Below are 26,086 nucleotides of genomic sequence, written 5' to 3'. Positions count from 1 at the left end.
GGATTCAACCTGAGGCTTCTGCTTCATAAGCCACAAACGCAAGTATCTTGTATCAGATTCATAGCTTCTCCCATTGTCCTGGCCCATCCTGCCAAGTCCTGTTCTGAACTCGTCCGGACTGCTGTTGTATTATTGCATCACGGGGAAAGAACATTACTGGAGCATGATTTCTCTATAAAAGTTCGTAGCTTTGTCTATAGAAATGGCTGCAGATCTATGCCTTCCTCGTCGCATCAAGTGTTAATGGGGGATATAGTGTCGAATGCGGCGTTCGACCAACGATCGTTAATACAACTGACGATATATGCGGGCTCACTGGTCCTAGGATTGCCCGCGGCCGGTATCTCTCTAGGCTACCGGGTAATATCCGTATTCAGCACAGCTTGCACGCTTCCGCGACGGGCGCGGTTCTTACGGTCGTCAGTACCAAGCAGAAAGCGACCGGCTTTAACCAGACCTTGCGACAGAGCAGGACGTCTTCGGCGCCATTTACCAGACAGCTTGGCAAAACCAATGACAGAATCACATTGTTCAAACCGGAATCCGGAAATCGATGTCTTCGCTCCGAAGGCCGAGGCCGCGTGGAAGGCCCTGAGAGGCCGCTTCGCTTCCAAAATATCCGACGCGGAGATCGATCATTTTTATGCAGTTTTCATATACGGCTTAACGGCTCCCTCGTTCGACGACGACGAACCCTCAGCGCATTTGGATATTTGCCGAGCCCTGCTCGAACTGAATGTGCCGCCTGAACGCGCCCACGATGCCCTGCATGCAATTCCGGTTTCCAAAGAGCCATGGGTGGCATCAGCGTACAAGACCATGGAGCATCGCGGCACCGAAATGGGGCGCGAAATAGCAGAACAGATACGCACTGGAGAGGTCCGCGCAAGCAACGGCGCAGAGGTGCGCCAGGCGACCCCCGCGGAATTCAAGGAGAACTTGCCATGACTGAACCGAGCAATCGGCGCCTGCAGGGTGATTCGCATCGCGGGTTCGTGAGCAACTGGATTTCGGGTGCTGCCGAAAGCCGCTCGCTCCGGCGCCGGCTTATGGCGGTGCTGCGCAAGGCGCACTCGGTCCTTGGTATGGGGCGCAGCCGGCTGGGGCTCGGCTCGCTCGGTATCGGCGGCTCGATTGCGGCAGTCGCCCTGGGCATGTCCGCGACCTCCGCCCTGGCGGGTTACGCCGCCGGCAACGGCCAGCTCACCGGCACTGGTCAGGGCGCGGTGTCAATCGGCACGGGTCCGCTTTGCCATACTTTCGTGGCCGATTACAGCACCGGCATCGGCTGCACCGTCACGGTAAGCGGGCTTTCTGGGGTCGGTATGGGAATGAACACCGTCGTCAGCGGGGATCACGCCGTTGGCATCGGCCGAAACGTCACTGCCAGTGGCAATCATGCTATCGGAATGGGCATCGCGGCAAAATCCGAGGGCGTTGCCTCCATCGCGTTTGGATCGGCTTCCGTCGCGAATGCCGATTCCGCGGTCGCAGTCGGGCGCCTGGCGGAGTCCCAGGGCCTCAATGGCGTGGCGCTTGGTTGGTCAGCGACGGTCACTGACAAATATGGGGTTGCTATCGGCTCATCATCAAGTGCGGCCCTGACTGGAACGGCAGTCGGTGTGGGTTCCACCGCAACCGGCAATGCTTCTACTGCTGTCGGGCAGAACTCCGTCGCCTCGGGAATCTTGGCTTCGGCGTTTGGGCGCAGCGCGACAGCTTCGGCTGAGGGGGCCACCGCCCTCGGCGTGAATTCAGCGGCTTCGGGAAAGAGCTCGATCGCGCTGGGCGATGGCGCGGCCGCGTCGGCCGGCACCAGCACGGCGATCGGCTTTGGCGCCAAGGCGGCCGCCTCCAATTCCATCGCGATCGGCCAAAACGCCGCAACCGATGCGGCGGCCGGATCCTCGCTCGCCATCGGCTACAACACGTCCGTCACCGACATCAATTCGGTCGCCATAGGAAACGGTGCCCAGAGCACCGGGCAGAGCAACGTCGCGCTCGGCATCTTCGCCGAGGCCTCTGGCTCCGCCTCCGCATTGGCGCTCGGCCGGCGCGCGACCGCGAGCGCCGATCATGCGACGGCCCTCGGCCGCGGCGCCACGGCGAGCGCGCTGGACGCCATTGCCATGGGCACCGATGCAACGGCGGACGCTGCCGACGCCGTCGCCATCGGCAACGGCTCCAAAGCCACCGCCGGCAAGGCGGTCGCGATCGGCTCCGGCAACCTCGCCAGCGGCGACGGCGCGGTGGCAATTGGCGATCCCAACACCGCCACCGGCGACGGCGCGGTCGCTCAGGGCATGGACAACACCGCGACCGGCAACGGCTCCGTGGCGATGGGCAACACCAACATGGTGGGCGGCGGCGGCCAGGCGGTGAGCACCCCCGGCACGCCCGCGCAGGGCGCCGTGGGCATCGGCTATCAGAACGAGGTCATCGGCCAGGGCTCGGTCGCGCTCGGCAACACCAGCCAAGCGCTTGCGGCCGGCTCGCTCGCTTTCGGCGATGCGGCGATTGCCGACAATGCCGGGGACGTGGCGCTCGGCTCGGGCTCGGTGACGGCAGCGGCCGTGGCCACGAAGAGCACGACGATTCGGGGCACAACCTACAACTTTGCCGGCACAAATCCGACCTCGACGGTCAGCGTCGGTGCCGGCGGTTCCGAGCGGACCATCACCAATGTTGCGGCAGGCCGGATCAGCAGCACCTCCACGGACGCGGTCAACGGATCGCAGCTCTATGCCGTGCAGGACTCCCTGCAATCGGCGGTCGCTGGCGCGGCGCCGCACTATGTGAGCATCAACGACTTCAACACAGTTCGAGGCAACTACAACAACGATAGTGCGCAAGCATCGCAATCCATCGCCATCGGCACCGATACAACGTCCAAAGGCCTCTATTCCATCGCTATAGGCTCAGAGGCGGTGGCTGAAGGCGCTTCCGGCGTCGCGATCGGGCGCGTGGCGGAGTCCGGGTTTCACGGCACCGCCATTGGCTGGACGGCCGAAGCCACTTCCGCTTATTCCTCGGCGATTGGCTCGAACTCGATCGCATCGGCAGAACTCGCTACGGCTTTCGGACGCTCGGCGGAGGGGACAGGGGAAGGCGCGACGGCCATCGGCAGTGGCAGTCTAGGGGTAAACGATAGAACCACGGCTCTTGGCTGGGCGGCACATGCCGTCGGCACAGGCGCGGTAGCTGTCGGACACGGCGCGGGTAGCCAGTCAACCGGAAACACCAATTCACTTGCCATGGGCATCGCTGCGGGCCAATTCGTCAGCGGTTCGCAGAATGTTGCCGTCGGCGGAGGTGGCACCGATGCCACCCTCATGAGAGGTGCCGGTTCGGGCGTAACAGGCACGCGGAACATCGCCTTGGGCTCCGGCGATGGCACCGTGGACTATGACCCCACGATCCCAGCATCTGCGGGCTCCAATGTAACCGGCGACGACAACATCGCGATCGGCACTAATGCGGGCATTGGCGTTGCCAGCAACGCGACGACGTCGATCGGATTCAATGCGATGGCCAGCGCAGCCAACGCCGTCGCCATGGGTACAAACACCACCGCCGATTCAAAGGATGCCGTTGCCATCGGCAACGGCTCGACCGCCACCGGCGGCCGGGCGGTTGCGGTGGGCGCCGGCAACCTGGCCAGCGGCAACGGCGCGGTCGCCATTGGCGATCCCAACACAGCGACCGGCGACGGCGCGGTGGCGCAGGGCATGGACAACACCGCGACCGGCAATGGCTCGGTGGCAATGGGCAACACCAACATGGTCGGTGGCGGCGGACAGGCGGTGGGCACCCCCGGCACGGCGGCACAGGGCGCGGTCGGCATCGGCTATCAGAACACCGTCGTCGGTCAGGGCAGCGTGGCCCTGGGCAACAACAATGTTGCGGCTGCAGCCGGAACCATCGCTATCGGCGATACGGCAACGACCGCCCTGGGCGGTGACATCGCCATGGGCGCCAATGCGGTCGCCGACAGTACGAATGCCCCAGGGGCTGGCGCTGCGACCGCGATCGGCAACGGGGCCCAGGCAGTTGCTTCGGGCACCACCGCACTCGGTGAATCGGCGATTGCCCGCGGGCAATATGCGGCGGCGCTCGGCAGGGGGGCCGATGCGGTGGGGCTCGCCACCGCTGTCGGCCCCGAGGCAACCGCCTCCGGTTTTGCCGGGACGGCTCTCGGCGTCAACACGAAAGCGGGCGTATACGCCTTGGCAGCCGGATCGGCCGCCAATGCAAGCGGCGGCAACGCGGTCGCGCTGGGCGCCAATGCAACGGCGGGCAATGCCAATGCGGTCGCGCTCGGCACGGGCTCGGTGACCGCCGCGGCCGTGGCCACGCCAAGCATCGTTATCGGCGGAACCACATATAACTTCGCCGGCACGTCGCCGGGCTCCACGGTCAGTGTTGGCGACGCAGGGGCAGAACGCACGATCACCAACGTCGCCGCAGGCCGGATCAGTAGCACCTCCACGGACGCTATTAACGGCTCGCAGCTTTATGCGACCAACCAGGCGCTGCAGTCGACGATCGCGGGAGCGGCAACGCATTATTACAGCGTGAATGACGGCGGCACGGTCGGTGGAAACTATAACAATGACGGCGCCACCGGCCTCAAATCGCTGGCGGGCGGTGTGGCCGCTTCGGCAAGTGGAAACAGTTCGACGGCGCTCGGACTCAACACCGAAGCATCGGGGGCAATCAGCACGGCGATCGGCGCGTTGGCGAAGGCGACTGGTACGAACGCCACGGCGGTCGGACGCGAAGCCAGGGCCCTCGACAGCGCGGCCTCGGCGTTCGGCTTCAATTCCGAGGCTTCGGGCGACGTTTCGACCGCTCTCGGTTCGGCCGCCAGGGCGGCGGCGAGTGGCGCGGTCGCCATCGGCCGAATCGCGCTGGCGGACGGGGTTAACGCGACGGCAGTGGGTCGTTCGTCCGTCGCCTCGGGGGCCAGTTCGCTGGCGCTGGGCGCCGCGGCGAACGCGACAGGCGAGAACTCAATTGCCATGGGCAACCAGGCCGGTGCAGCCGGACTGTTTGCGACAGGGATAGGCTTCAAGGCTGTAGCAGGAGGCCAGGCGTCAGTCGCCATGGGCAACCTGGCCAGCGCTAATGGCGCCAATACTGTCGCGATCGGCCTTGAAGCGAGTGCAAGCGGAATCAGCGGCGCGACCGCGATCGGCGCACGTGCGGATGCGAGTTCGAACAATACGACGGCAATCGGTGTGGACGCGAACGCCTCGGCGGTCAATTCAATGGCGATGGGCACCGGTGCAAAGGCGGATGCCGATGAAGCGGTCGCGATCGGCACCGTCGCGGTGGCAACCGGCGGCAGGGCCGTGTCTATCGGTTCGCGCAACACCGCCTTCGGCGATGGCGCGGTCGCGATCGGCGATCCGAGCTATGCCAGCGGCGCCGGCGCCTTTGTCGGCGGCGCGAACAACATCGCCAACGCCGACGGAACGGCGAGCGCCACCGCCGCCAATACGGCCAATGGCGCGGTCGCCATCGGCAACTCCAACAAGGCCGTCGGCCAGGGCTCGGTCGCGCTCGGCAACACCTCGAGCGCGCTGCAAGCCGGCTCGCTCGCTTTCGGCGATACGGCGGTTGCCAACAATGCCGGCGACGTGGCGCTTGGTTCCGGCTCCACGACCGCTGCCGCCGTCGGAACGGGTAGCGCGACCATAGCCGGCACGACCTATACCTTCGCAGGCACCACGCCGGGCTCCACGGTCAGTGTTGGTGACTCAGGGGCGGAACGCACGATCACCAATGTCGCGGCGGGCCGCATCAGCGCCACCTCGACCGACGGCATCAACGGATCGCAGCTTTTTGCGACCAATCAGGCAGTAGACAGCCTGTCGACCACGGTTAACAACATCAATACCGGCGGCGGCATCAAGTATTTCCGTGCCAACTCGACGCTGCCGGACTCACAGGCGATCGGAACGGATTCCGTTGCCATCGGCCCGAACGCGGTGGCCAACAATGCGGGCGATGTGGCGATCGGTCTGGATGCTGAATCGAGCGCGACGACGGCCGTCGCCAGTGCGACGATCGGCGGCAACAATTATACGTTTGCCGGAGATACGCCGAGCGGTGCGTTCTCGGTGGGCTCGGCAGGAGCAGAACGGCAGATCCAGAACGTTGCGGCCGGCCGGCTGAGCGCCACCTCGACTGATGGCGTCAACGGCTCACAGCTCTATGCGACAAACCAGCAGGTCACCCAGAACACGACGGACATCGCCAATCTTGACAACAACTTCATCAATATCGCCGGCGACACGACCAAGAACTACACCGACGCCAATGGCATGGGTATCCGGTATGTCAGGACAAACGAACGCACTCTGACGAAAAGCGACTCCTTCGCGCAAGGGATTGGCTCCAGCGCGGTCGGTTACAATGCGACCGCCGCAGCAGACAGTTCCCTCGCGCTTGGCCGTGAGAGCAAAGTCACAATTGACGGCGGCGTCGCTCTCGGGTCGGGATCGATCTCCGATCGTGCCCTGGCTCCGGCCTCGGGAGATCTTGGTGGGGGCGTCCCGTACAACACCACCGATGACACGTTGCTCGGCGCCGTCTCGGTCGGATCGGCCTTGTCATACCGGCAGATCACAAATGTAGCGGACGGCACCGACGAACACGATGCGGTTACAGTTCGGCAGCTCCAGGGGGCCTTGGCCTCGTTCGCCGTAACTCCGACCAAATACTTCCACGCCAACTCGGCGGCAAATGACTCCCTGGCCGTCGGAGCCGAGTCGATCGCGGTCGGTCCGGAAACCGTCGTCAACGCTGACAATGGAATCGGTGTCGGCAATGGTGCAATCGTCGATCAGATTGCACCGGGAGGCACGGCAATAGGGCAGAACGCCCATGTCATGCGGGCCGATGGTGTGGCGCTGGGCACGCAGGCCAAAGCCGGAGGGGTTCAGTCGCTTGCTCTCGGTGCAGGTGCCGAAAGCCTTCACGGTAACAGCGTCGCGATCGGCGGATCGTCAATCACAACGGTGGGCGCGCAAATCGGCTACACGGCATTCGGGCTCGCAGCACCACAGACATCGGTCGGCGAAGTGTCCGTCGGTTCGGCCGGATCGGAACGCAAGCTGACCAATGTCGCCGCCGGTTCGGCAGAAACGGACGCCGTGAATGTGAGCCAGTTGAGGGCCGTGGCCAGCGAGTTTACCGACCATCTCGGCGGTGGCTCGAAGGTTCATAAGGACGGCACGATCATCCACCCGACTTACAATATCCAAGGAGACAACTACACGACCGTTCATGAAAGCTTTGAGGCGATCGACAACGTCATAACCAACATCAACAATGGCGGCGGCATCAAATACTTCCACGCCAATTCAACATTGGCCGATTCCTCGGCCACCGGTACGGACAGCGTCGCGATCGGTCCCGAGAGCGTTGCAAGCGGCACCGACAGCCTGGCCGCAGGCCATGGTGCGGCAGCGGCTGGGCAGAGCTCCGTCGCTCTCGGCGAAGGTGCGCAAGCCAACAATGCCAATGATGTCGCCCTGGGCTCGGGTTCCGTGACAGACAAGGCCGTCGGCACTTTCGGCACCACCATCAATGGCGAGAGGTACGAATTTGCCGGCAAGTCCCCGACCGGCACCGTCAGCGTCGGCGACGACGGAGCGGAACGGACGGTCACCAACGTGGCCGCCGGAAGAATTTCGGAGGACAGCACGGATGCCGTGAACGGGTCGCAGCTTCATGCCACCAATACGGCGATCGAGGATCTGCAGACCGGTGTTGGAGAACTCGACAAGAATGCGGTCCAGTATGGCGTCGATGAGAATGGCGACAAGACGAACAGTGTCACCCTGGTCGGTGGCGACGTGAATGCGCCGGTTGTCATCTCGAATGTCGGCAAGGGCGTCGAGGATAACGACGCCGTCAACGTCTCGCAATTGAATGAGGGCATTACCGAGTCCAAATCCTACACGGACGAGCGCGTCGACTACGCTATCGAGACCTCCAACGAATATACGGATAAAGTCGCCGCGACGACGCTGGACGAGGCCAACGATTACACGGACCAGAAGTTCGGGCAGCTGAACCAGCAGTTCGGCGAGGTCAGGGAAGAAGCGCGACAGGCAGCGGCGATTGGCCTAGCCGCGGCATCGCTTCGTTACGACGATCGGCCCGGCAAGTTGAGCGTTGCGGCGGGCGGAGGTTATTGGCAAGGCGAGGGGGCACTGGCCTTCGGTGCCGGCTACACGAGCGAAAACGGACGTGTTCGCGCCAATGTCTCGGGTACGACCGCCGGCGGAAACTGGGGTGTTGGTGCCGGCCTCAGCTTTACCTTGAACTGAGGCCGGTATGCTGAGGCAAGTCAAATACAGACCCCCACTGTTGCTGGCTTGCCTGCTCCTGCCCGGCTCACTCGCAGCCGGGCAGGAGCAGGCCCCTCCCGACTACCGGATCAAGCCGTCGGAAGTGGCTGTGCCGGCGAACGTGAAGCTTGGGGATTACCAGCGGATCACTCGCCCGTTCGAAAACTGGACCCTGATTTGCGACGAAAATCTGGAAGCGCGCCGGAAGGTCTGTAACGTGACTCAAATCATCGAGGATCAGTCGGGACAGATGGCGTTCAGTTGGTCGCTGGCCGCCACGGAGGAGGGGAAACCTTACATGATTTTGCGCACGGCCCCTCATGCGAACAGCGACGGGCTCATTTCTTTGAAATTCGCAGGACGCAAGGAGCCGGTCAACGTCCAGTTTGATGGGTGCAACGAGGTGGTCTGTGTCGGCATGGTCCCGGTCGGCCCGATCATGCGCGAGCAGATATCGAAAGGTGCAGCCCCGCAGATCTCCTATACGACCACAGACGAAAGCACGATTACCGTGACCGCAACGCTGAAGGGCCTTTCGACGGCCGTCGAGGCCATCAACTGATAGGAATTCAATGAGCCAGAAATCGATTCACGATCGGATAATGTCTCGCAATCAGCCAGATCCTCTGGAAAATGCCGGAGACGTCACGCTGGGCAAGTTCGACAGAAAATGGCTGAAAGCAGCCGCCCTCTCTCTGCTCGGCGTTGTCGTCATTGCGGCGGCCGGTTATGGGGCCATGCGCTCTGATGCGGTCAGGGGCTTCTTCTCACAGGAGGCAGTCGCTGAAACGAAAGAAGCTGTGCCCGAACTGGCCGATACCCCGTTCCTGCAGCACGCTGAACAGGCCGGCCTGGAGACATGCTCCACGGTCTTTCCAGCACTTGGAGAACTGCTGACAAACGGATCGCAATATCAGGTTCAATCAACCTGGAACTCCGAAAAGCCGGACGAGCATGCGGTGCAATCTTTGGTAGGCATGACTTACCAGGCCGAAAGCTACACGGGAACGGCTGCAGGTTTCGTATTTGCCGCTCCAACGGGTTCAGTCTGCGAAGGCTCCATGGTCCGGGTGGCACCGTTCTCAAGACCGTGTAACGACATCTCGGCGCTTCTGCCCGCTGGAAGCAAGCTCGCCAACAATCTTGGAAACGTGGCCGTCTATTCGCTTGCCAACAATGGCGGCGATGCACTCCTTCTACCCGCAGGCGAAACGTGCATAGTTGTTTCAATAGCATCAGCAGTTCAGGGCTGATGCAGCAGCCGAGGGGGAGGTCACAATGAAGATTAGTCCTGCTATCGCCGCTCTCGTCGCAGCCGCAATTCTCTTGATTCAAACCGGACACATTGCTGCGGCCGATCTCCCGAGCGCCATGATTGAAGCGCCGGTTCCGTCATCTCAAGAAGCAACAATTCCACCGCCACAGGAAGAACGCGGTATCTGGGCTGCGATCGCCTATTCCGAAATTGACCGGAAACACGGCTTCTTCTGGGGCGCCGACAAGCGCCAGGAGGCAATGGATATCGCTTTTGAACATTGCGTGAATGCTGGCGGGGAGGCATGCAAGGTCGTTGAGGTCTTCCGCAATCACCGGCACTGGAATGATGACGACCAGACCGGCTTTCCGTACTATCCTTGCGGTGCCCTGGCGATCAGCGAGGAGCAGCCGGGCCAGATCACGCCTTGGGGCGCGAGATCGGCGCCAACCCGCCGCGAGGCTGAGGACCAAGCTCTTCGTGCATGTAAAGCCGGCGAAGGCAAATGCGAAATTCGTGAATGGGTTTGCACATAATGCTGAACCAGCGGCATCGCGTCCTTGAGGAGTTGGACTCAAAACAGAAGGGCGCGTCACTTGCCTGTCTCGACATTCATGCCACCTGATTTCAATCAGAAACGTACTGTGCCAAGCGCGGCCTGGAAGGGGCGCTGGGCACTGCTGCGTTTGCAGCCGATGTTATGCGCCGCGATGCTAACTTTATCGATGCCGGCGTTGGCCCAGCAAGCCACGCTTCCGAACGGTGCGAACTCACTGCAGGAGACATATCAGGATTGGCAGCTAAGCTGCGCTGTTCGTGAGAATACGCGAGCGTGTGCCGTATCGCAGGACCAGACACAGGAGAATGGTCAAAGACTGCTGGCTGTCGAGATCGGTGTGGGTTCGGATGGAGCTGTCGCAACGTTACTCCTTCCCTTCGGTATCCTTTTCGAACCCGGCGTAACCCCACAAATTGATGACCAGGCGCCATTGCCACCTGTACGGTTCCGGACCTGCCTGCCGAGGGGCTGCATCGCTGTGATGCCCACCGATCAAGCAACGCTCGATAGAATGCGAACCGGCTCGACGCTGAAGCTGATCGTTACAACCGCGGCAAACACGTCGATGACTTTCCCTGTATCACTCAGTGGTCTTACCGCTGCGCTCGACCGCCTCAGCGCCATCAATGGCAGCTAAAACTTCTAAATAAGGTGCTTTGCCCATGAGTATCGCGGTCGGCCAACTCAAGAGTGCGTATGACGAGGTTCCATATGCTTCGCACCCATTTCCCCACTCGGCTCCGGAGAACTTAGCGGCGGTCGCACACCTGTTCGGGCTGGACACACCGCCTGCCGCTACCGCTCGCGTCCTGGAACTCGGATGCTCCTCCGGTGGAAATCTCATCCCTTTTGCCGCTCGCGCGCCTGAAGCACAGACCCTTGGCATCGACCTTTCCGGCGTGCAGATCGACATGGGCAGAAAGCGCATCGAGGCCCTCGGCGTTTCCAATATCAAGCTCATGGAAGGCGATCTTTCAGCCTTGGATTCCAAGGAGCTCGGCAGCTTCGACTACATCATCTGCCACGGCGTCTATAGCTGGGTTCCACCGCATGTGCAGGACGCGATCCTGCGCATCTGCAAGGAAAACCTCACGGCAAATGGCGTCGCTTATGTCAGCTACAATGTGTACCCAGGCTGGAAAGCCAAGGAAATCGTTCGCGATGCCATGATGCTGCGTGGCGGCTCACGCGCCACATCGGCCGAGCAATTGAGCTACGCCAAGGGGATGCTCGACTTTCTCGAGCAAGTCGCGCCGAAGGACAGCGTCCTTTCCAAGACCATGGAACTGACCCTGCCGGAGTTGCGGCATCAGCAAGACTATTACCTTGCCCACGAATACCTGGAGCCGTTCAACGCCCCCTGCTACTTCCAGCAATTCGTTGAACGCGCCAACGGCCACGGACTCGCCTATCTGGCAGAAGCCCACCCATCGACAATGTTTGCCGACAACTATGGTGAACAGGTCGCGGCCCCTTTGCTGAAGGAGTGTGGCCATAGCCAGGTGCTGGTCGAGCAATATCTCGATTTCATCGTAAATCGAACCTTCAGGCAAACCCTTCTGGTTAACGGCGACAGAGGCAGCGAAATCCGGTATCGGCTCGACGGTGAGAGGCTGCGCAAATTCCACTATGCGGCCCATCTGCCTTGCCTCGACGGTGAAAGCCACCTAGACGACTCTCCCCAAACTTTCGGAGCCACAGGATCCAGCATCACGACACAGCGGGTCGAAATGAAGGCCGCACTTGAAATCCTCTCGGCAAGCTGGCCGAAACCGTTTCCTACGACGACTTGGTGAAGCGCACGTCCAAGAAATGCGCGTCGGCATGGCGTCAGGCTGTCCAAGCCATCGTGGATGAGCTGCTGGAAATGCTCATTATAAAGGGCTGGGCAAGGATCCGCTTGTCTCCGGTTTCAATTGCCCCCGCAGGCGAGCCTCTCAACATAGACAGGACGATCCGGCGGACCGCGGAGATCTTACGCAACGAAGGCTCCGCGACGACATTTAACGCCTGGCACGAACCAGTACATCTTGGCGTCGTTGATGCGTGGTTACTGCCCGAACTGGATGGGACCAAAGACCAATTGACGTTGCTTGCTGCCTTGGACAGGTGCGTTCATGAAGGCAAAGTCGCCTTCGAGCGCCAAGGCGCGCCGGTCGTGGAGCCATCAACAATTAGAGAATGCGTGGCTGAACACGTTGGCGCGTTGACCGCAAGATTGGCGGCTCAGTCGAAGTTCAGAGAACTGAGGGCAAGTATCAGGGTGCCCCCGAGCCCAATCGCCACTTCGGCGCCGGACGCAGGCGACACGGTCGCCCCCTCTGCGCGGGCACTGGTGTCAATGATCATGGGCGAAAAACCAGGGGTCCCGTTTCCATGATCATTGACAGAATTCCATGTCTCATCCGAGCCGTGCCGACACTGACCGGCTTCTGCACAACAGAAGGGGCCCGCTACGAGGAAAGCTTGAGGGCGTCTAAACCGCCCAGCCGCTAATCTCGTCAGCTCCCAACGGATGAGCTCGCTCTTTCCTCAGATCTAGGCCGGGTTCAGCGCTCCGAGGCGGTCGAGAGCGGGCGCAATGAAGCCAAAAAATGCGACCGGAAAGGACGTGAACGCGCATTTCGGACGGAAGGGACGACCGTACGACCTGACCCTCGATCCGCCACCGGAGGAAAGGCACGAACCACCGGTGCTTGAAGAGATCCTTCGACAAAGCCGCATCGAAGGGCAACCCAAGACTTCCGGCCGGGCAGATAAACGTCGAAAGTGATCGCGTGCCAGCCGAAAGGCAGTTGAATAAGTCCCTTGGAATCCGCCTGATCGCCGGAGAAGTGCCACGCCTGACGTTACGTGACCGGCACCGACGACACACAAGCGCTGCCGCGTTCCGGACGGCTGAGTCAAACTGAAAAAACAGCCTGCATGCAAATCATCGCGACATGCGGGTAAGTCGAAATGATTTGTGCTGTTTCGATTCAAAACGCCTGGAAACCGATTCAGCGCTCTGGAAAGACGATTCCGTTAACCCGTTTGCCGTTACATTTGCAAACGGCGTTTGCGCGGCAGGCGGACGGGCGGAGACAAGGAAGGGAGACGGCCATGGCACAGTCCCGGAGCGAGAGGCTGGCTCGGCAAAGGGAACGGCAGCGGGCTTTGCGCGCGGCCACCAGGGCACGGCGCAGGCCGACGCGCGACGACATCGCCCGGGCGCTGCTGCACTTCGCCATCACCGAAAACGTCCGGCATGGCCGCTAGGAGGTACTCGGACGTCTTCTGGACCGGATCGTCGCCAGTCTTCAGGAACAGGGTTTCGACAAAAAGGAAACCGAAACCGTGCTTGAAGATCTCGTCGACAAGTACCGCTCCGGCTGGAGCTTTCAACGCAAGCGGCATCTTATCGAGGACAGAGACACCGAGCCGAATGAGGACGATGCCGAAGCCTGACCCTGTTCGGTCCCGTCTGCGCTGCCTCGGCTTCGAGTCTCGCTGCGGATTCGAACATCCTGGTGGCGATCTCCTAACAAACGCCGTTTACCTTGCCCTGTGTTCTCCCCCCATTACTTCACCAAACGGCGTTTACAGCTGAATCGCCAGCCCAAAGGGTATCCGGTTCAATAACACCTCTTTTCCGGACGGCGTTTGGACAATGGTCATCGTTCATGCCGCCTCCCGCCTTACATCGTTCAGGATTTGTTCTTTATGGAATTGGAGGAGACGGCGGCCAATGAAGGACATGCACGGTACCGCCATGCTATTGCCGATCGCTTTGTAACGGGGGCCGTCAGATGCGGTCTTCCCGCGGAATACTACGTCGGTCCATCCGTCGGGGAAGCCTTGTAGCCGCTCGCATTCAACAGGAAGCAGGCGGCGCACGATCCAGCGAATGGCGTCGCCAGGATGAACGATATCGACGTCAGATGCCATTCCAGCGGGGCGAGTGAGTTCCGCTCCGCTGGCGAAATGAGTTCCTGCAAATGTCGGATGGACAACCGAAGGAACCATATTGGTGCCGCTTTCCGAAGCTTTGAGCGTCGGAGCGACCTTGTCCGATGCTCCTATGCCTCCGGCTTTCGCGCCCTGCCCTGCGGAGAAGGCGATGCAAGGAAAAGAATGCGCTACCATTTGATGCCGGCCGCCGCCTGTCGGCGACCCAGACCGCAATGTGTAAGCGACGCTTTCTGCGGTTTTCGGCTCGCAGTCGTCAGGTAAAGCGTACGCTACGCACTGCGGATTCTGACCGTTTGTGGATTTAAGCGCAAAGGCTTTCTCGAACCCTGTACACAGTTTTGGATCCATGCCGAGGGGGTGTGCTACTATTGTCTCAGGGCCACCTCGACCACCTCTGGCAGCGGTTTCCCCCGTTTCTCCGACCTCCGGAGAATTCCGGATTTCGCTTTTCGACTCAAATAATACGGTTCCAGATGCGTTGGATCGGTCTCTAAAATCGCAGAAAGCGAACACGCGACGGCGACGTTGGGGCACTCCCCAAAATTGTGCGTCGAGTATTCTCCAGCTGACGCTCCCCTCGTGTCCCAACACACAACCTGCGTTCGACCACCGTTTCCCTGGCGCGACCAGCGGCCTGTCCTCTCCGGCAAGAGCTCCCAACAGACTTCCAAATCCGTTTGTCCGGTCGCTAAGAATTCCCGGAACGTTTTCCCACACGACATATCGTAAGTCATTATATCTCCTCATCCTTTGAGCAACTTTTACAAACTGTAAAAGCAGGTTGCTGCGGTCATCTTCGAGACCGCCTCTCAAGCCTGCAAAGCTGAATCCTTGACATGGAGATCCGCCTTCAAGGACATCAACACGGCCCAGTGCCCGGAGATCGTGATCCGTGATCTGGCTGATATCGCCAAAATTGATTACGCCCTCTTCCGGAAGATCGGCGACGGCTTTGATCCGGGAAGCCCTCGTCTTCTTTTCCTTGCCATCGATCCCCAGCTCATCGGGATCGGGCAAATATTTCGGCCTCGAAGCCCCACAGCGGTTGGCGAGGACATGGCACGGAAACGGCTCAATTTCTGCGAATCCGACGAAAGTATATCCGAGCCCTCTCCAGGCAATGCTGGCAGCAGATATTCCTGAGAATGTTGAAAGTACTCTTAGCATGAAGCAATCCCTTTTGTTGATGTATAAACAAAATGATTTGCCGACGGCGAAATAAAAGCAAGTCCTCCGAAATGCAAAATGTGTTTACGAAACCTTTTGGTCTCGTAGCTTGTCAACGAATTTTTCTTGAAAAAATTTCGATTCAGGGCTCAAAAGGGAATCGAAACCCGGTAAAGACTGGATCAGTTAAAGGAGGTTAACGATGCAGGAGCCGCACCCGGGGAATATTCAACTTCCAAACCATCGCCGCAGGCGGTTTCGCCGGCGCAGCTATCGGCGGCACTGTGAAAGCCGCTGCCAACGCGATGCGGGGAGCACGCAGAGCGTGAAGATGCCTCCTATGCGGCGGCCGTCGATGAAGTTGTCGGCCAGGCCAAGGCTCTGGGTGTTTTCGCCAAGAGGATTGTTCAAGATCTCGCCGCAGAGCGTGCAGAGAACGCGAGACTTCCTCGCACTCTCAAGCAGTGGCAGGACTACATCGAACGTATGCGCCGGAAGCGGGGTTCACAGAAGGATCGTTCGATGACCCAGCGTCTGGGCAAGAGCACGAAGCCGCATTTGGCCTCGGACAGCCTAGCGAGCTCCAGCTCGATGCCGTGTGCATTGGCGGCCGCCGCCGGCCTGTCGCCGGTATAGCGCGATCGACGAAGGCGATCTCAACATTATATCGGTGGCGGCCTGGATGGCCTGGCCATGCGGTCGACCTCGGCGCGGTCGTCGGCGGTGGCGGCGTGACATGCAGGGCGAGCAGATGACCGAGCGTGTCAACAGCCAGATGCAGCTTTGAGCGCTTTTGCGCATGGTTCCGTCATACCCGGCATTGCGCCGCTCTCGGGCGTGGAGCGCAGGTGCGGCTGTCGATTATGGCCGCGCTCGGCTGCGCACCTTGCCGGCGGCTAGGCGCAAGAGCTTACGCAAGTCTTCGGCCAAGGGCCTCGAAACAACCAGCCCGCAACCAGCGCTGGGCTTGCTGGTAGACGATCTCCCAGGACGGCAGATTATTGGTTGCATCCAGCGCCAAGGCACGCCCGTCTTGACGATGTACCCGCGCGCCCATACGGCATGTTTTGCATCGCATCACCGGTTGCGGATGATCCGAGCGTGGCGCTCTTTCGGCTTAGCGATCAGCTTCCGACCGGAAATCATATTCCTTTATTGACCGCCGCACCAAACCGGGGCACAAAACTAATACACAGAGGGCCTTGGGCGGCGAACACTCCTTGGATTTCCAAGAGTGCGCGGAGGTATATCGATACTGGCTGCGAATCCTGGTTCCCCAGCCACTTGGTTTCCTCGCTTTCTCCTAAATCACAGACCTGCTGGCTCACTTTTGGGCTCTCCGCTCTCCTCTTGGGTTCTCGCCTCGGTAGGTCTCCCGAAGGACGTGGCTTTATTGGCTTCTCGTCTTTACCGGTGGACATTTGGTGATGCGGGCAAGCGCATCGATGCGCTGTTCAGATGGAGATAAAGTCCGGATGTCAGATACGCATCCTCAGTCGCACTATGTCGTTGCCGATTGCGCGACACTCCGACGCGAGCCAGGCAGTAATCCAGTTAGCAAATAGCGCTGCCCAGAACCGGATGGTGGGACGTCCATCAGTTGTGGTTACATGCGGGCGGGAATTGGCGGTCGGTAATGAATAAACGCCATTGGAACCAGTTCGGCGGGTGAGAGTTCGTTAGCCGGTTCCAACTACAAAGGAGATGTTGATGAAACGCTTCATCCTTGCCGGCCTCGTTTTTCTCGCAAGCGCCAGTATGGCGGCCGCGCAGGAGGTTGTCATTCAACCCGAGCAGGAAACAGTGATTCGGGACTACGTGACGACGCAACAGGTTGCACCGAGCGAAGTTCCGGCGGATGTAACCATAGAAGTCGGCACCACCCTGCCGGACACCGTCGAGCTTCATCCGCTTGAGGCGCCGGAGCTAGACGTCCAGTACCGATACGTTGTGGTCGAAGATCGGACGGTTCTGGTGGACCCCGATACGCGCGAGATAGTCTACATCATCGAGTAATCGGCAGAAGCATCGAATGCGGCGGCCGCCCCGCGGACGCCGCATTCGTCCTGCCGCCGGGCCGAACTGGGCGGAGTAGCCGGCCCCGCGCACGCCAGCTCAAGCAAATCAAATCACCGAGGGCAGATAGAGCGCCAGGCCGGGGATCATGATGAGCAAAGCCACCATGAGCAGCATGATCAGCACGAAAGGCAAGGCGCCTACCATCACTTCGCCCAGGTTCCCCGACCGCCGCGCGCCTTGCACGACGTAGAGGTTGAGGCCCACCGGCGGGGTGATCAGCGCCATTTCCACCAGGACGATCAAGAGCACGCCGAACCAGATCTTGTCATAGCCAAGGCCGGCCATGATCGGCACGATGATGGGGATGGTGGCGACCATGAGCGACAGGGTTTCGATGAAGAAGCCCAGCACCACGTACAAACAGATGACCAGCAAAAGAGTGCCGAACGGCGTCAGCCCGGAGGACTCCAGAAGCTGGGTCAATTCCCGGCCAAGCCCCGCAGAGGTCAGCGTGAAATTCAGGAAGTAGGCACCCATGATCACAAGCATGACCATGGCCGTGATCTTGACCGTACCGAGCAGCGCGTTGCGCAGGACTGAAAAATTCACTCCGCCACTCGCACCGGCGATGGCCAATGCCATGACAACCCCGATTGCGGCGGACTCGGTCGGCGTGGCCAATCCCGCATAGATCGAACCGATCACGACTATGAAAAGCAAGATGATGGGCAAGAGCTGCAGAAGGCTGGCGACACGCTCGGACCAGGAGAAGCTCCGCTTCGGCCCGCCCAGTTCCGGGCGAATGGTGCATAAGAACGCGACCATCACCATGAACATAACCGCCATGAGCGCCCCGGGAAGCAGGCCGGCCATAAACAGGCGAGGAATGGAGGTCTCGGTCAGAAAGCCGTAGATAATCAGATTGATGGACGGCGGTATAAGGATGCCCAGCGTTCCGCCCGCCGCGATCGCGCCGGAAAACAACCGCTGGTCATACCCAAGCTTTTCGGCCTGCGGCATTGCGACTGTCGCCACCGTGGCGGCCGTCGCCACCGACGAGCCGGAGGTAGCAGAGAACATGGTGGCCGTGCCGATATTGGCATGGATCAACCCGCCCGGAAGCCAGGAAAACCATTTGTCGAGCGAAGCATAAGTACGCGCGGCAATCCCGCTGCGGACCAGGATCTCCCCCAGAAGCACAAAGAAGGGAATCGCTATCAGCGTCGAGCTGTTGGAAGACGACCAGACCACCTGGCCGAGCCCCCGCATAAGGGGAAGCGGCGAAAAGAACTGATCAACGCCAATGCCCAGCAGGAACAGGACGATGCCAACGGGAATCGAAACCGTCAGCAGCACAAGCAGGGAGGAACCAACAACCCAGATCATTCCGCCGGCTCCGCTGCCTGATCCGCAACAACACCGAAGCTCTTCTCAAACTGAGCCGTCTGCCTCTGCGCGAGCATTCCGATCGCGCAAATCAGCATTACGGTTGCCGTCAGAGCAAACCAGACCCAACCGGAAAACCAGAGGACCTGAGGGATCCAAAGCGGCGTTTCCAGCGGTGTGTTGGCGCGCGAGCCCTGCTGGATGCTTTTTGCCAGCACCGGCCAGGCATAGAACGCGACAACACAGGCGATTGCCGCCACAGAGAACATCGACAGCACGTCCAGCAGAAAGCGCCCGCTCGATTGCAGGCGCATACGCAATAGATCAATGCGAACATGCGCGAGTTCGAGCAGGGCGTAGGACAATCCCCAACTCGCGACGATTGCCATGACATAGCCCGATACCTCATCGGAGCCGCCGAGCGATCGACTGACTTGGCGCATGGTGATGTCAACGATGATGAAGGCGACGGTCAGCGTCAGAAGTACGCCGACCGCCAGGGCGATACCCGTATTGAGGCGACGCATGACCGCCAGAATGCGCTCGAAAATCATGTCATTGTCTCCGGTACCGCCAGCCCTGTATTACAGCGGGATCTGGGTTCCGACGGTCTCGCCGACGCTCTCGTTCCAGCGCTGGGCCCAGTCGTCGCCGGCACGTTCCGCCCAATCCGGCAGGACGGTTTGCGTGAGGATCTCACGCGCGGTTTCCTCATCCTCTTCCGTCGGCTCTACCAGCACCATCCCCGCCGGCTCGCCTCGGGTGCATTCGCCATTGCCGGTCAAGCAGGCCACGTCCTCCGTCAATGCGCCCTGAGCATTCGCCCAGACGGGCTCCTCAAACTCGGTCTTGATCTGGGACTGGATCAGTTCCTGATGTTCTTCCGACAGGCTGTTCCATTTGTCGAGATTCATCGCGGTGGGTACGGAATCCCAACCGCCAAGTGGCAGCGTCATGAGATAATCGGTGACTTCCCACCAGCCGGCGCTATAGCCCGAGCCGGCACCGGTGACCGCACAATCGATTACACCGCGCTCGAGCGCGCCCGGCACCTCCGAAAACGCCACATTAATGCCCTCGGCACCCAATGCCTCGATGAAGTTCGTCGTCATACGGCCGGAGCCGCGGATCTGCCGGCCTTCCAGGTCCGCCAGGGACTTGACCTCATCGCGACAGAAGACCACCTGCGGCGGATAAGGCGCGATTGCCAGGAGCTTGGAATTGAAGCGGCTTTCCATGATGTCTTCGACCATGGGGCGCGCAGCATCCACCATGGCCTGAGCCTCGTCGGCGGTCGTCGCGACCAGAGGCACGTCCAGTCCTTCAAGCTCCGGCGCGTCACCAACGGTGTAATCAGCCACCGTCATTCCGACATCGAAAACGCCATCGCCGAGAAGCCGGAAAACATCAGCTCCTGCAATGCCCATCTGATCGAAGGTGGTCATGTTGACGTTGATTTCGCCGTCGGAGGCGGCGGGTAGCGTCTCACGCCAGAATTTCTCTTCATAATTTTGGTAAAGGGGAAGATTGCTCCAGCTCCCCACGACGTTCAGATCCACTGCCCACGCAGAAGCAGGCGCGGCCAAGATGATGGCGGTGCCGGCAAGGCATGCATTTCGAAAGAATTTCATTGCTCGGTCCTCTCTGTTGGTCGTTTGACGTGTTTTTGTTATGGCGCGACCACGCCGGACAAATACGTCTCGGCGGCAGCCACGGGAACATCGGTGATGAGCATATGACCCGGATCGTGCGTGATAATGATATCCGCCCCGGACGAAAGCAACGCCAGTTGCGGAGTCACCCCACACGCCCAGAAGACCGGGATATCGCCTTCATCCATGATGGGTTTGTCGCCGAAATCGGGCTCTTGCAGGTTCGCGATCCCGATCCGTGCCGGATCACCGATATGAATTGGCGCGCCATGAGCTAGCGGAAAGCGCGCCGACAAAAGAATCGCCTGAATTGCGTCTGCCGGGCGAAAAGCCCGCATGGAGACAACGAGAGGACCCGCAAACGGCCCCGCCGGCACGGCCTCTATCGATGTGCGATACATCGCGACGTTGCGGCCGGCATCAATGTGCCGCAACGGGATCTGCGCCGCGCACAAGGCCTCTTCGAACGAGAACGAACACCCCAGCACGAACGCGACGAGATCGTCACGCCAGATGTCCGTCAAATCGCGCACATTCTCCTCAAACCGGCCATTTCGAAAGACGCGGTAGGCGGGGAGATCCGTGCGGATATCGAGATCCGCCCCCAATTTCGGGATAACCGGGGAGCCAGGCTCGGAAATCCCCACAATGGGGCACGGCTTCGGATTGCGCTGACAAAACAGAAGAAAATCCGCGGCGAGCGCTTTCGGCACAATGGCCAGATTGCCCTGGAGATAGCCCGGGGCTCGACCCGCGGTCTGCCCGTTATGCTCCTGTGCACGGATGGCCCGCCGCAAAGTCACCGGCGTATCGCCTCCGACGTCTGAAACTATACCCATCTCGCGACCGGTGGTGCCGGCTTTATTCGCTGTATCGTTCAATTTCACGTTCTCCCAAACTGAACATTTCAGAATGGAATGATCTTGTCAATGTATCGGATAGATATTTTTACGATCTCTTTTTAAGATCAATTTGATCAGCTTCAACTGCCGCAGCTGTAATGACCTCGCCGGCCTTATGGTTCCTCTCATGGAAGTAGGCGGCGACGAACTGGAGGTTCTGGATATGCGCTTCAGGCCGCGTCGGCAGCCGTCGGATGCGCTCCCCCAGGCCGAGTGGGTCGGCGGCCTCCACCATACGGGTCGGGACCACGCCGATCCCGAATCCGTCAGCCACAAGGTGCATTACGGTGGACAGGGAGGCCGATCCGTGTAGGACGGGAGGCGCGCCGTCAGCCTGGGAAAGCAGTCTTTCAATCTGCTCGAAGGGCGTCGTGCCTTTGGAGAAGGTAACGACGGGATGGCCCGCCAACTCGGCTATCGTCAGAGGCTCAGGCGGAAGGGGAATGGCGCTGCTGGCGTACCAGCCAAGTTCGATCGGCTGGAGAGGCGTCGATACCGCCCCCTTCGGCAGAGATTCACGCAGGAGAATGCCAACGTCGATCTCGTCCTCCACAAGCTTGCGTGAGAGCTGCTCCGAAGTGTCGACGGAAAGCTCGAAGCGGACGGTCTCGTGGCCGACACGCAAAAGGTTGAGCATGGTGGTCAAGAAGGTGTGGACAATCGTCTCGGCAACGCCGATGCGCACGGTTCCATTCAGCCCCCCTTTTCGGGTCAGCTCCTGAATGATGCGGTCGCGGGTCTGGATCAACCGGTCCGCTTCTTCCAGAAATCGCCGGCCGCAACTCGAAAGACGCACCTGGCGGCCGACGCGGTCGAACAGCACAATGCCAAGCCGCTTCTCCAATGCCGCGATGCGGGTGGAAATAGCCGACTGGGCGAGGCCGGAGCGCTGGGCGGCAGCACGGAAACCACCAGCGCGTACAATCTCACGCACAATCTCGATGTCGCGAAAGCCGAACATGCATTTCTCCTGCCGCCGCATTTATATGTTTTCGCGGGAGGAGCGGCCGCTTGGTTCAATACACCTTAAAGGGGCCGATATCCGCCCGACCGTCAATATCGGTCAGCAACATATGACCAGGCGACTGCATGATGCAAATATCCAGTTGGGCGCGCCGCAAGGCGTCGTGGGCCGTTGCACCGCAAGCCCAGAAAGCCGGGACCTCATCCGGCTCCAAGTCAATCGGCTCACCCCACGCCGGCGTGTCCAGATCTGAAATGCCGATAATCCCCGGCTCGCCGATGTGAACCGGCGCGCCATGGGCCTGGGGAAACCGGGCTGTCACGGCCCGAACCTTGTCTATATCCGCCTTGCGGATGGCTCGCATGGACACCACGCAATTCCCACCAAAGCGCCCCGCAGGCGCGACGGGAATTATGGTGCGATACATCGGCAAGGCCTTGTATCCGCCCATCGGGCGCAACCGAATGCTCCGCGCCGCAAGGGCGTGGTCGAATGTATGGCTGGATCCGATAACGAAGGCCGAGAAGTCATCTCGCCAGAGAGCACTTATATTCGTCGGCTGGCCGACAAGCGCTCCAAACCGATAGACATCGTAGCGCGGCACATCCGTGCGCAGATCCAGATCGCCGAGCTGGGGGATGGCCGGTACGCCACTGCGGCTGACGCCAACCAGCGGCAGCGGCTTGGGGTTGCGCTTGCAGAATCGCAGAAAATCGTCCGCGAACCGACGGGGAAGAATGACCAGATTGGCCTGCAGTTTCCCCGGCGCGAGCCCCGAGGTTTGTCCCCCGTAAGCACCCTGCCGGATGATCTTCCGCAGTCCTCCGGCATCTTTGGCGCTTAGCGCTTCGTGAAACGATAACGCTCGACAACGATGGATAAACACCACAACGCCGCCCCTCTCGGCTTTGTTCGCGTGGTGTCGAACATCTTCACAGCGACGATTACTGTCAAATTTTTAGTTTTTTTCCATCGCAATAGATTTTTTCTTTACCTGGATGCCTTCAGGCCAAGAAATGCCTGATTGTTCAAGGGCAAGACGGGCAGGCGATCATCTCGAAATAGCGTGATGCATCACGCATAAAGCTGATGTTGGCATCCATGTAATGAACAAGGAAGGATGAATACAGAACGAGCATGACGCTGAAGACCAGCGCTTTGACGACCAGGGAAAGCGCAAAGATGTTCAGATGCGGTGATGCGCGCGTAAGAAAGCCCAGGACAACATCGGAAAGCAGAAGACCGACGATCAGAGGAAACATCAAAAGCACGGCCATTCCAAGAATTCGATCGAGCAGTTCGAGGAGGATTTCCGCTGCCTCGGGACTGAACTGCGGAACGAGTTTATCCATCGGCCAGAATTCGTAGCTGCGGTAATGCAGCGTGAGAATCAGTTCGAGACCTCCGGCGGACAGAAAAATCATCAGCATGACGATGCCCAGCAGAGTTCCCGTAGGGCTGGTCTGTTGCGTCATCATGGGATCCAGCAGCCCGGCCATAGTCGAACCGCGCTGCAGGTCGACGATATCACCCGCCGCCTCCGCCGCCCAGAACGGAACGCCGAGGACCAGGCCAAGAACCAGCCCGATCAGAACCTCCTTGAACATGAAAAGTATGATGAGCGGCGCCGACGCTTCCATTTGCGGCAACGACGCCGCGATCATCGGAATGACCGGAATGGCAAAAGCAAGTGCAGCACCGTTGCGCAACACGCCCGTCAGCCGTGTTCGCGTGAATAGCGGCATAATCGACATAAGGCCGATCATGCGCGCCAGCGCAAACGTGGCGGCGACGACATAGTATTCGAACCCCTGTATCCCCTCCAGGAATGGTCCCAAATCCGGCATGCCTATCGAGTCACGCGCGGAAACTGCTCAAGGGCGAGCGAGGCTTGATCGGCAACCTGATAAGCCATGAAAGGACCGAAAAACAGGATCACCAACAGCACCGCCACCAGCTTGACGATCTGCGGCAGGCTCTGGTCCTGGATCTGGGTGAGAGCTTGCGCCAGGCCGATGAGCAGACCGACAGCAAGCGCAGTAATGATGACGGGAGCCGAGACAAGGAGTATGACCACCAGGGAGGTTTGGACCTTGGCGAGAACCAGATCACCGCTCATGATAGCCCACCCTAGACATAGCTCAGGATAAGTCCCTGCATCAGCCGTGACCAGCCATCGACGGCGACGAACAAAAACAGCTTCAGTGGGACGGAAATGAGCACCGGTGGAACCATGATCATGCCGAGCGTCATCAGGACGCTGGCGACCACCACATCAACGACGAGGAATGGCAGGTAGATCAAAAATCCGATCTCGAACGCCCGGCTCAACTCCGAAGCCACGAAAGCAGGGACCAGGATCGAAAGATCATCACCTTGAATGTCCTCGCGTGCGCCTTCCGGCCAGAGCCGATTGGTCGCCTGGAGAAAAAACGACCGTTCGTCCGAGCGCGTAAAATTCATTAGATGCTGCGTTAGAGGCTGACGGATAAGTTCGGCCGCCCTCTGCATATCCTGGCTGGATTGGAAGGTGATGTTGTTCTCTTCCAGACGCCCCGAAATTTCGCTGACCAGGGGTGCCGTGACGTAAACGGTCAAGACGAGCGCTATTCCATAGAGCACCAGATTGGGCGGCGTATTCTGGATGCCGAGCGCATTTCGGATCAGAAACAGCACCACCGAAATCTTTAGGAAGCCTGTCATCGTTACCACCGCCAGCGGGAATATCCCGATGGCGCCGATGGCGACCAGAATGCCCAGGAAATTAGGCGAGCTCTCAAGCATCGCCGAAAATCCGAGTGACCTGCACGCCCAGCCCCTCCCCGACCCGCACGATCTCGCCGCGCCCAATGCGCTTGCCATTGGCCAGCAGGTCCACCGTCTGATCAGGCACATCGGTAACCCTGACAACGGCCCCGGGAGTAAGCTGGGAAATCTCCTTCAAGGACATTCCCACGCGCCCGATCTCAAACGCCACCGTCAGCGGCAGTTCCTCGAGTTCGGAATCCTCGATCGCGGCTGCGTCCGATCTTTTCGACTGATCCATGATCCACTCCCATTTCGTGGCCGCAACGGAGCTGGGCCGCGCCGTTAAAAGCCAACCGTCCTCGGTCGCCCGGACGGGTGCGGCAAAGCGATTTGCAAAGATGGCTACCGCAACGTCCTCGGCCGGGTTGATTTCGTCCGGAACAATCACGTCCCCCGGCTGAAGGCCTCGCAATTCCGCAAATGGCAGGCTGATCGCGCCGCGCCAGATGCTGGCACTGACGGGGATATCCAGGCGCGGTGAACGTGTCTTCCGCTGCATTTCGTTCAGAGCGCGCCCAAGGCGAATGGCCCAGCCGTCCTCAAGGTCGAGAAGACACTCGCTTTCCTCTGTGCCACGTACAAACTTGAATGCATAAGGATACTCGCGGGCCGTCGCTGGTGCGCGGTCGACGGACAGCAGCGCGATCCGGCAATCGAAGTATTGTTCGAGCTGGCCTATTTCGTCTTCCAGCAGGCATTCCAGCAGGAGTGCGGCATGGTCCGGCGCGAGCCGCGCGAGATCGGCATCAGGATCAAACTTCGCGATCCATTCATCGATTGCGGTCAGCGGGACAGCGAGGCGGCCGCGCGATTTATCAATGGCAAAGGTGACCGTCCCGCGCGCCACGCCGTCATCGGAAGGCGGCCAGACGGCGGAAACCAAAACCCGCTCTCCGAAAATCGTCAGTTTTGAAGGCGCCCGCCAGCGATATAGCTGGTTGAACGCACGCATCCTCGGGAGAGCGATCTCGCGAAGCTTGACGGGCGAAGCCGACTCTCGCACCCTTTTTGCACTCGACGCGCGGCGCTTTTTCGGTTTTTCAGCCGTACCTTGGGCCAT

General features: G+C 60.2%; 21 protein-coding genes and 1 pseudogene. 10 read left to right on the top strand and 12 right to left on the bottom strand.

Annotation, left to right across the window (positions count from 1 at the left end; translation table 11 throughout):
• Window positions 1-513: 513 nt before the first annotated feature.
• From LY631_RS10005 to LY631_RS09970, 9 genes are all read left to right on the top strand, one after another.
• The gene (locus LY631_RS10005) at window positions 514-948 is read left to right on the top strand and encodes a hypothetical protein (RefSeq protein WP_274425159.1); all 435 of its coding nucleotides are present in this window, start codon (window positions 514-516) and stop codon (window positions 946-948) included.
• A complete protein-coding gene (locus LY631_RS10000; RefSeq protein ID WP_274425158.1) occupies window positions 945-8,342 on the top strand; it encodes a YadA-like family protein in 7,398 nt (2,465 codons plus the stop codon). Before LY631_RS10005 ends, LY631_RS10000 begins: the two co-directional genes overlap by 4 nt.
• 7 nt (window positions 8,343-8,349) lie before the next feature.
• The gene (locus LY631_RS09995) at window positions 8,350-8,925 is read left to right on the top strand and encodes an invasion associated locus B family protein (protein WP_274425157.1); all 576 of its coding nucleotides are present in this window, start codon (window positions 8,350-8,352) and stop codon (window positions 8,923-8,925) included.
• A 10-nt stretch (window positions 8,926-8,935) separates the two neighbouring features.
• Window positions 8,936-9,616, top strand: coding sequence for a hypothetical protein (locus tag LY631_RS09990; protein WP_274425156.1), 681 nt, complete (start codon window positions 8,936-8,938; stop codon window positions 9,614-9,616).
• 25 nt (window positions 9,617-9,641) lie between these two features.
• Window positions 9,642-10,154 carry a DUF4189 domain-containing protein gene (locus LY631_RS09985; protein ID WP_274425155.1) on the top strand — a complete coding sequence of 171 codons (513 nt, stop codon included), beginning with the start codon at window positions 9,642-9,644 and terminating at the stop codon, window positions 10,152-10,154.
• A gap of 159 nt (window positions 10,155-10,313) precedes the next feature.
• Entirely contained in the window at window positions 10,314-10,814 is a 501-nt protein-coding gene (locus LY631_RS09980) for an invasion associated locus B family protein (RefSeq protein WP_274425482.1), read from the top strand.
• A 25-nt stretch (window positions 10,815-10,839) separates the two neighbouring features.
• Window positions 10,840-11,973, top strand: coding sequence for a class I SAM-dependent methyltransferase (locus LY631_RS09975; RefSeq protein ID WP_274425154.1), 1,134 nt, complete (start codon window positions 10,840-10,842; stop codon window positions 11,971-11,973).
• Window positions 11,974-12,044: 71 nt separating this feature from the next.
• Window positions 12,045-12,557: a hypothetical protein gene (locus tag LY631_RS20450; RefSeq protein ID WP_445082872.1), complete on the top strand. Its 513-nt coding sequence runs from the start codon at window positions 12,045-12,047 to the stop codon at window positions 12,555-12,557.
• Between the two features lie 722 nt (window positions 12,558-13,279).
• Window positions 13,280-13,435 carry a hypothetical protein gene (locus tag LY631_RS09970; RefSeq protein WP_274425152.1) on the top strand — a complete coding sequence of 52 codons (156 nt, stop codon included), beginning with the start codon at window positions 13,280-13,282 and terminating at the stop codon, window positions 13,433-13,435.
• A gap of 402 nt (window positions 13,436-13,837) precedes the next feature.
• On the opposite strand, the gene LY631_RS09965 is transcribed toward LY631_RS09970, so the two are convergent.
• Both LY631_RS09965 and LY631_RS20445 read right to left on the bottom strand, forming a co-directional pair.
• Complete coding sequence (locus LY631_RS09965; RefSeq protein WP_274425151.1) at window positions 13,838-15,295, bottom strand: DNA cytosine methyltransferase; 1,458 nt, start codon at window positions 15,293-15,295, stop codon at window positions 13,838-13,840.
• A gap of 512 nt (window positions 15,296-15,807) precedes the next feature.
• Window positions 15,808-16,339 (bottom strand): annotated as a pseudogene (locus LY631_RS20445) (transposase); the annotation flags it as partial.
• 666 nt (window positions 16,340-17,005) lie between these two features.
• Between LY631_RS20445 and LY631_RS09960 the strand changes: the two are divergent.
• Window positions 17,006-17,311 carry a DUF1236 domain-containing protein gene (locus LY631_RS09960; protein WP_274425150.1) on the top strand — a complete coding sequence of 102 codons (306 nt, stop codon included), beginning with the start codon at window positions 17,006-17,008 and terminating at the stop codon, window positions 17,309-17,311.
• Between the two features lie 108 nt (window positions 17,312-17,419).
• On the opposite strand, the gene LY631_RS09955 is transcribed toward LY631_RS09960, so the two are convergent.
• From LY631_RS09955 to sctQ, 10 genes are all read right to left on the bottom strand, one after another.
• Window positions 17,420-18,700 (bottom strand): TRAP transporter large permease, encoded by a 1,281-nt coding sequence (locus LY631_RS09955; RefSeq protein WP_274425149.1) that lies wholly within the window; start codon window positions 18,698-18,700, stop codon window positions 17,420-17,422.
• The gene (locus tag LY631_RS09950; RefSeq protein WP_274425148.1) at window positions 18,697-19,254 is read right to left on the bottom strand and encodes a TRAP transporter small permease subunit; all 558 of its coding nucleotides are present in this window, start codon (window positions 19,252-19,254) and stop codon (window positions 18,697-18,699) included. Before LY631_RS09950 ends, LY631_RS09955 begins: the two co-directional genes overlap by 4 nt.
• A gap of 30 nt (window positions 19,255-19,284) precedes the next feature.
• The gene (locus LY631_RS09945; RefSeq protein ID WP_274425147.1) at window positions 19,285-20,331 is read right to left on the bottom strand and encodes a TRAP transporter substrate-binding protein; all 1,047 of its coding nucleotides are present in this window, start codon (window positions 20,329-20,331) and stop codon (window positions 19,285-19,287) included.
• Between the two features lie 38 nt (window positions 20,332-20,369).
• Window positions 20,370-21,191 carry a putative hydro-lyase gene (locus LY631_RS09940; protein WP_274425481.1) on the bottom strand — a complete coding sequence of 274 codons (822 nt, stop codon included), beginning with the start codon at window positions 21,189-21,191 and terminating at the stop codon, window positions 20,370-20,372.
• 109 nt (window positions 21,192-21,300) lie between these two features.
• The gene (locus LY631_RS09935; protein WP_274425145.1) at window positions 21,301-22,215 is read right to left on the bottom strand and encodes a LysR family transcriptional regulator; all 915 of its coding nucleotides are present in this window, start codon (window positions 22,213-22,215) and stop codon (window positions 21,301-21,303) included.
• Window positions 22,216-22,270: 55 nt separating this feature from the next.
• Complete coding sequence (locus tag LY631_RS09930; RefSeq protein WP_274425143.1) at window positions 22,271-23,104, bottom strand: D-glutamate cyclase family protein; 834 nt, start codon at window positions 23,102-23,104, stop codon at window positions 22,271-22,273.
• A gap of 142 nt (window positions 23,105-23,246) precedes the next feature.
• A complete protein-coding gene (gene sctT / locus LY631_RS09925) occupies window positions 23,247-24,065 on the bottom strand; it encodes a type III secretion system export apparatus subunit SctT (protein WP_274425142.1) in 819 nt (272 codons plus the stop codon).
• A gap of 2 nt (window positions 24,066-24,067) precedes the next feature.
• Window positions 24,068-24,337, bottom strand: coding sequence for a flagellar biosynthetic protein FliQ (locus LY631_RS09920; protein WP_274425140.1), 270 nt, complete (start codon window positions 24,335-24,337; stop codon window positions 24,068-24,070).
• A gap of 11 nt (window positions 24,338-24,348) precedes the next feature.
• A complete protein-coding gene (gene sctR / locus LY631_RS09915; protein ID WP_274425139.1) occupies window positions 24,349-25,002 on the bottom strand; it encodes a type III secretion system export apparatus subunit SctR in 654 nt (217 codons plus the stop codon).
• The gene (sctQ, locus tag LY631_RS09910) at window positions 24,995-26,086 is read right to left on the bottom strand and encodes a type III secretion system cytoplasmic ring protein SctQ (RefSeq protein ID WP_274425138.1); all 1,092 of its coding nucleotides are present in this window, start codon (window positions 26,084-26,086) and stop codon (window positions 24,995-24,997) included. Before sctQ ends, sctR begins: the two co-directional genes overlap by 8 nt.

The organism is Chelativorans sp. YIM 93263, assembly GCF_028767125.1.
Lineage (GTDB): Bacteria > Pseudomonadota > Alphaproteobacteria > Rhizobiales > Rhizobiaceae > Chelativorans.
The sequence above is the reverse complement of the archived record's forward strand: the minus strand, read 5'-3'. Positions and strand labels throughout refer to the sequence as shown.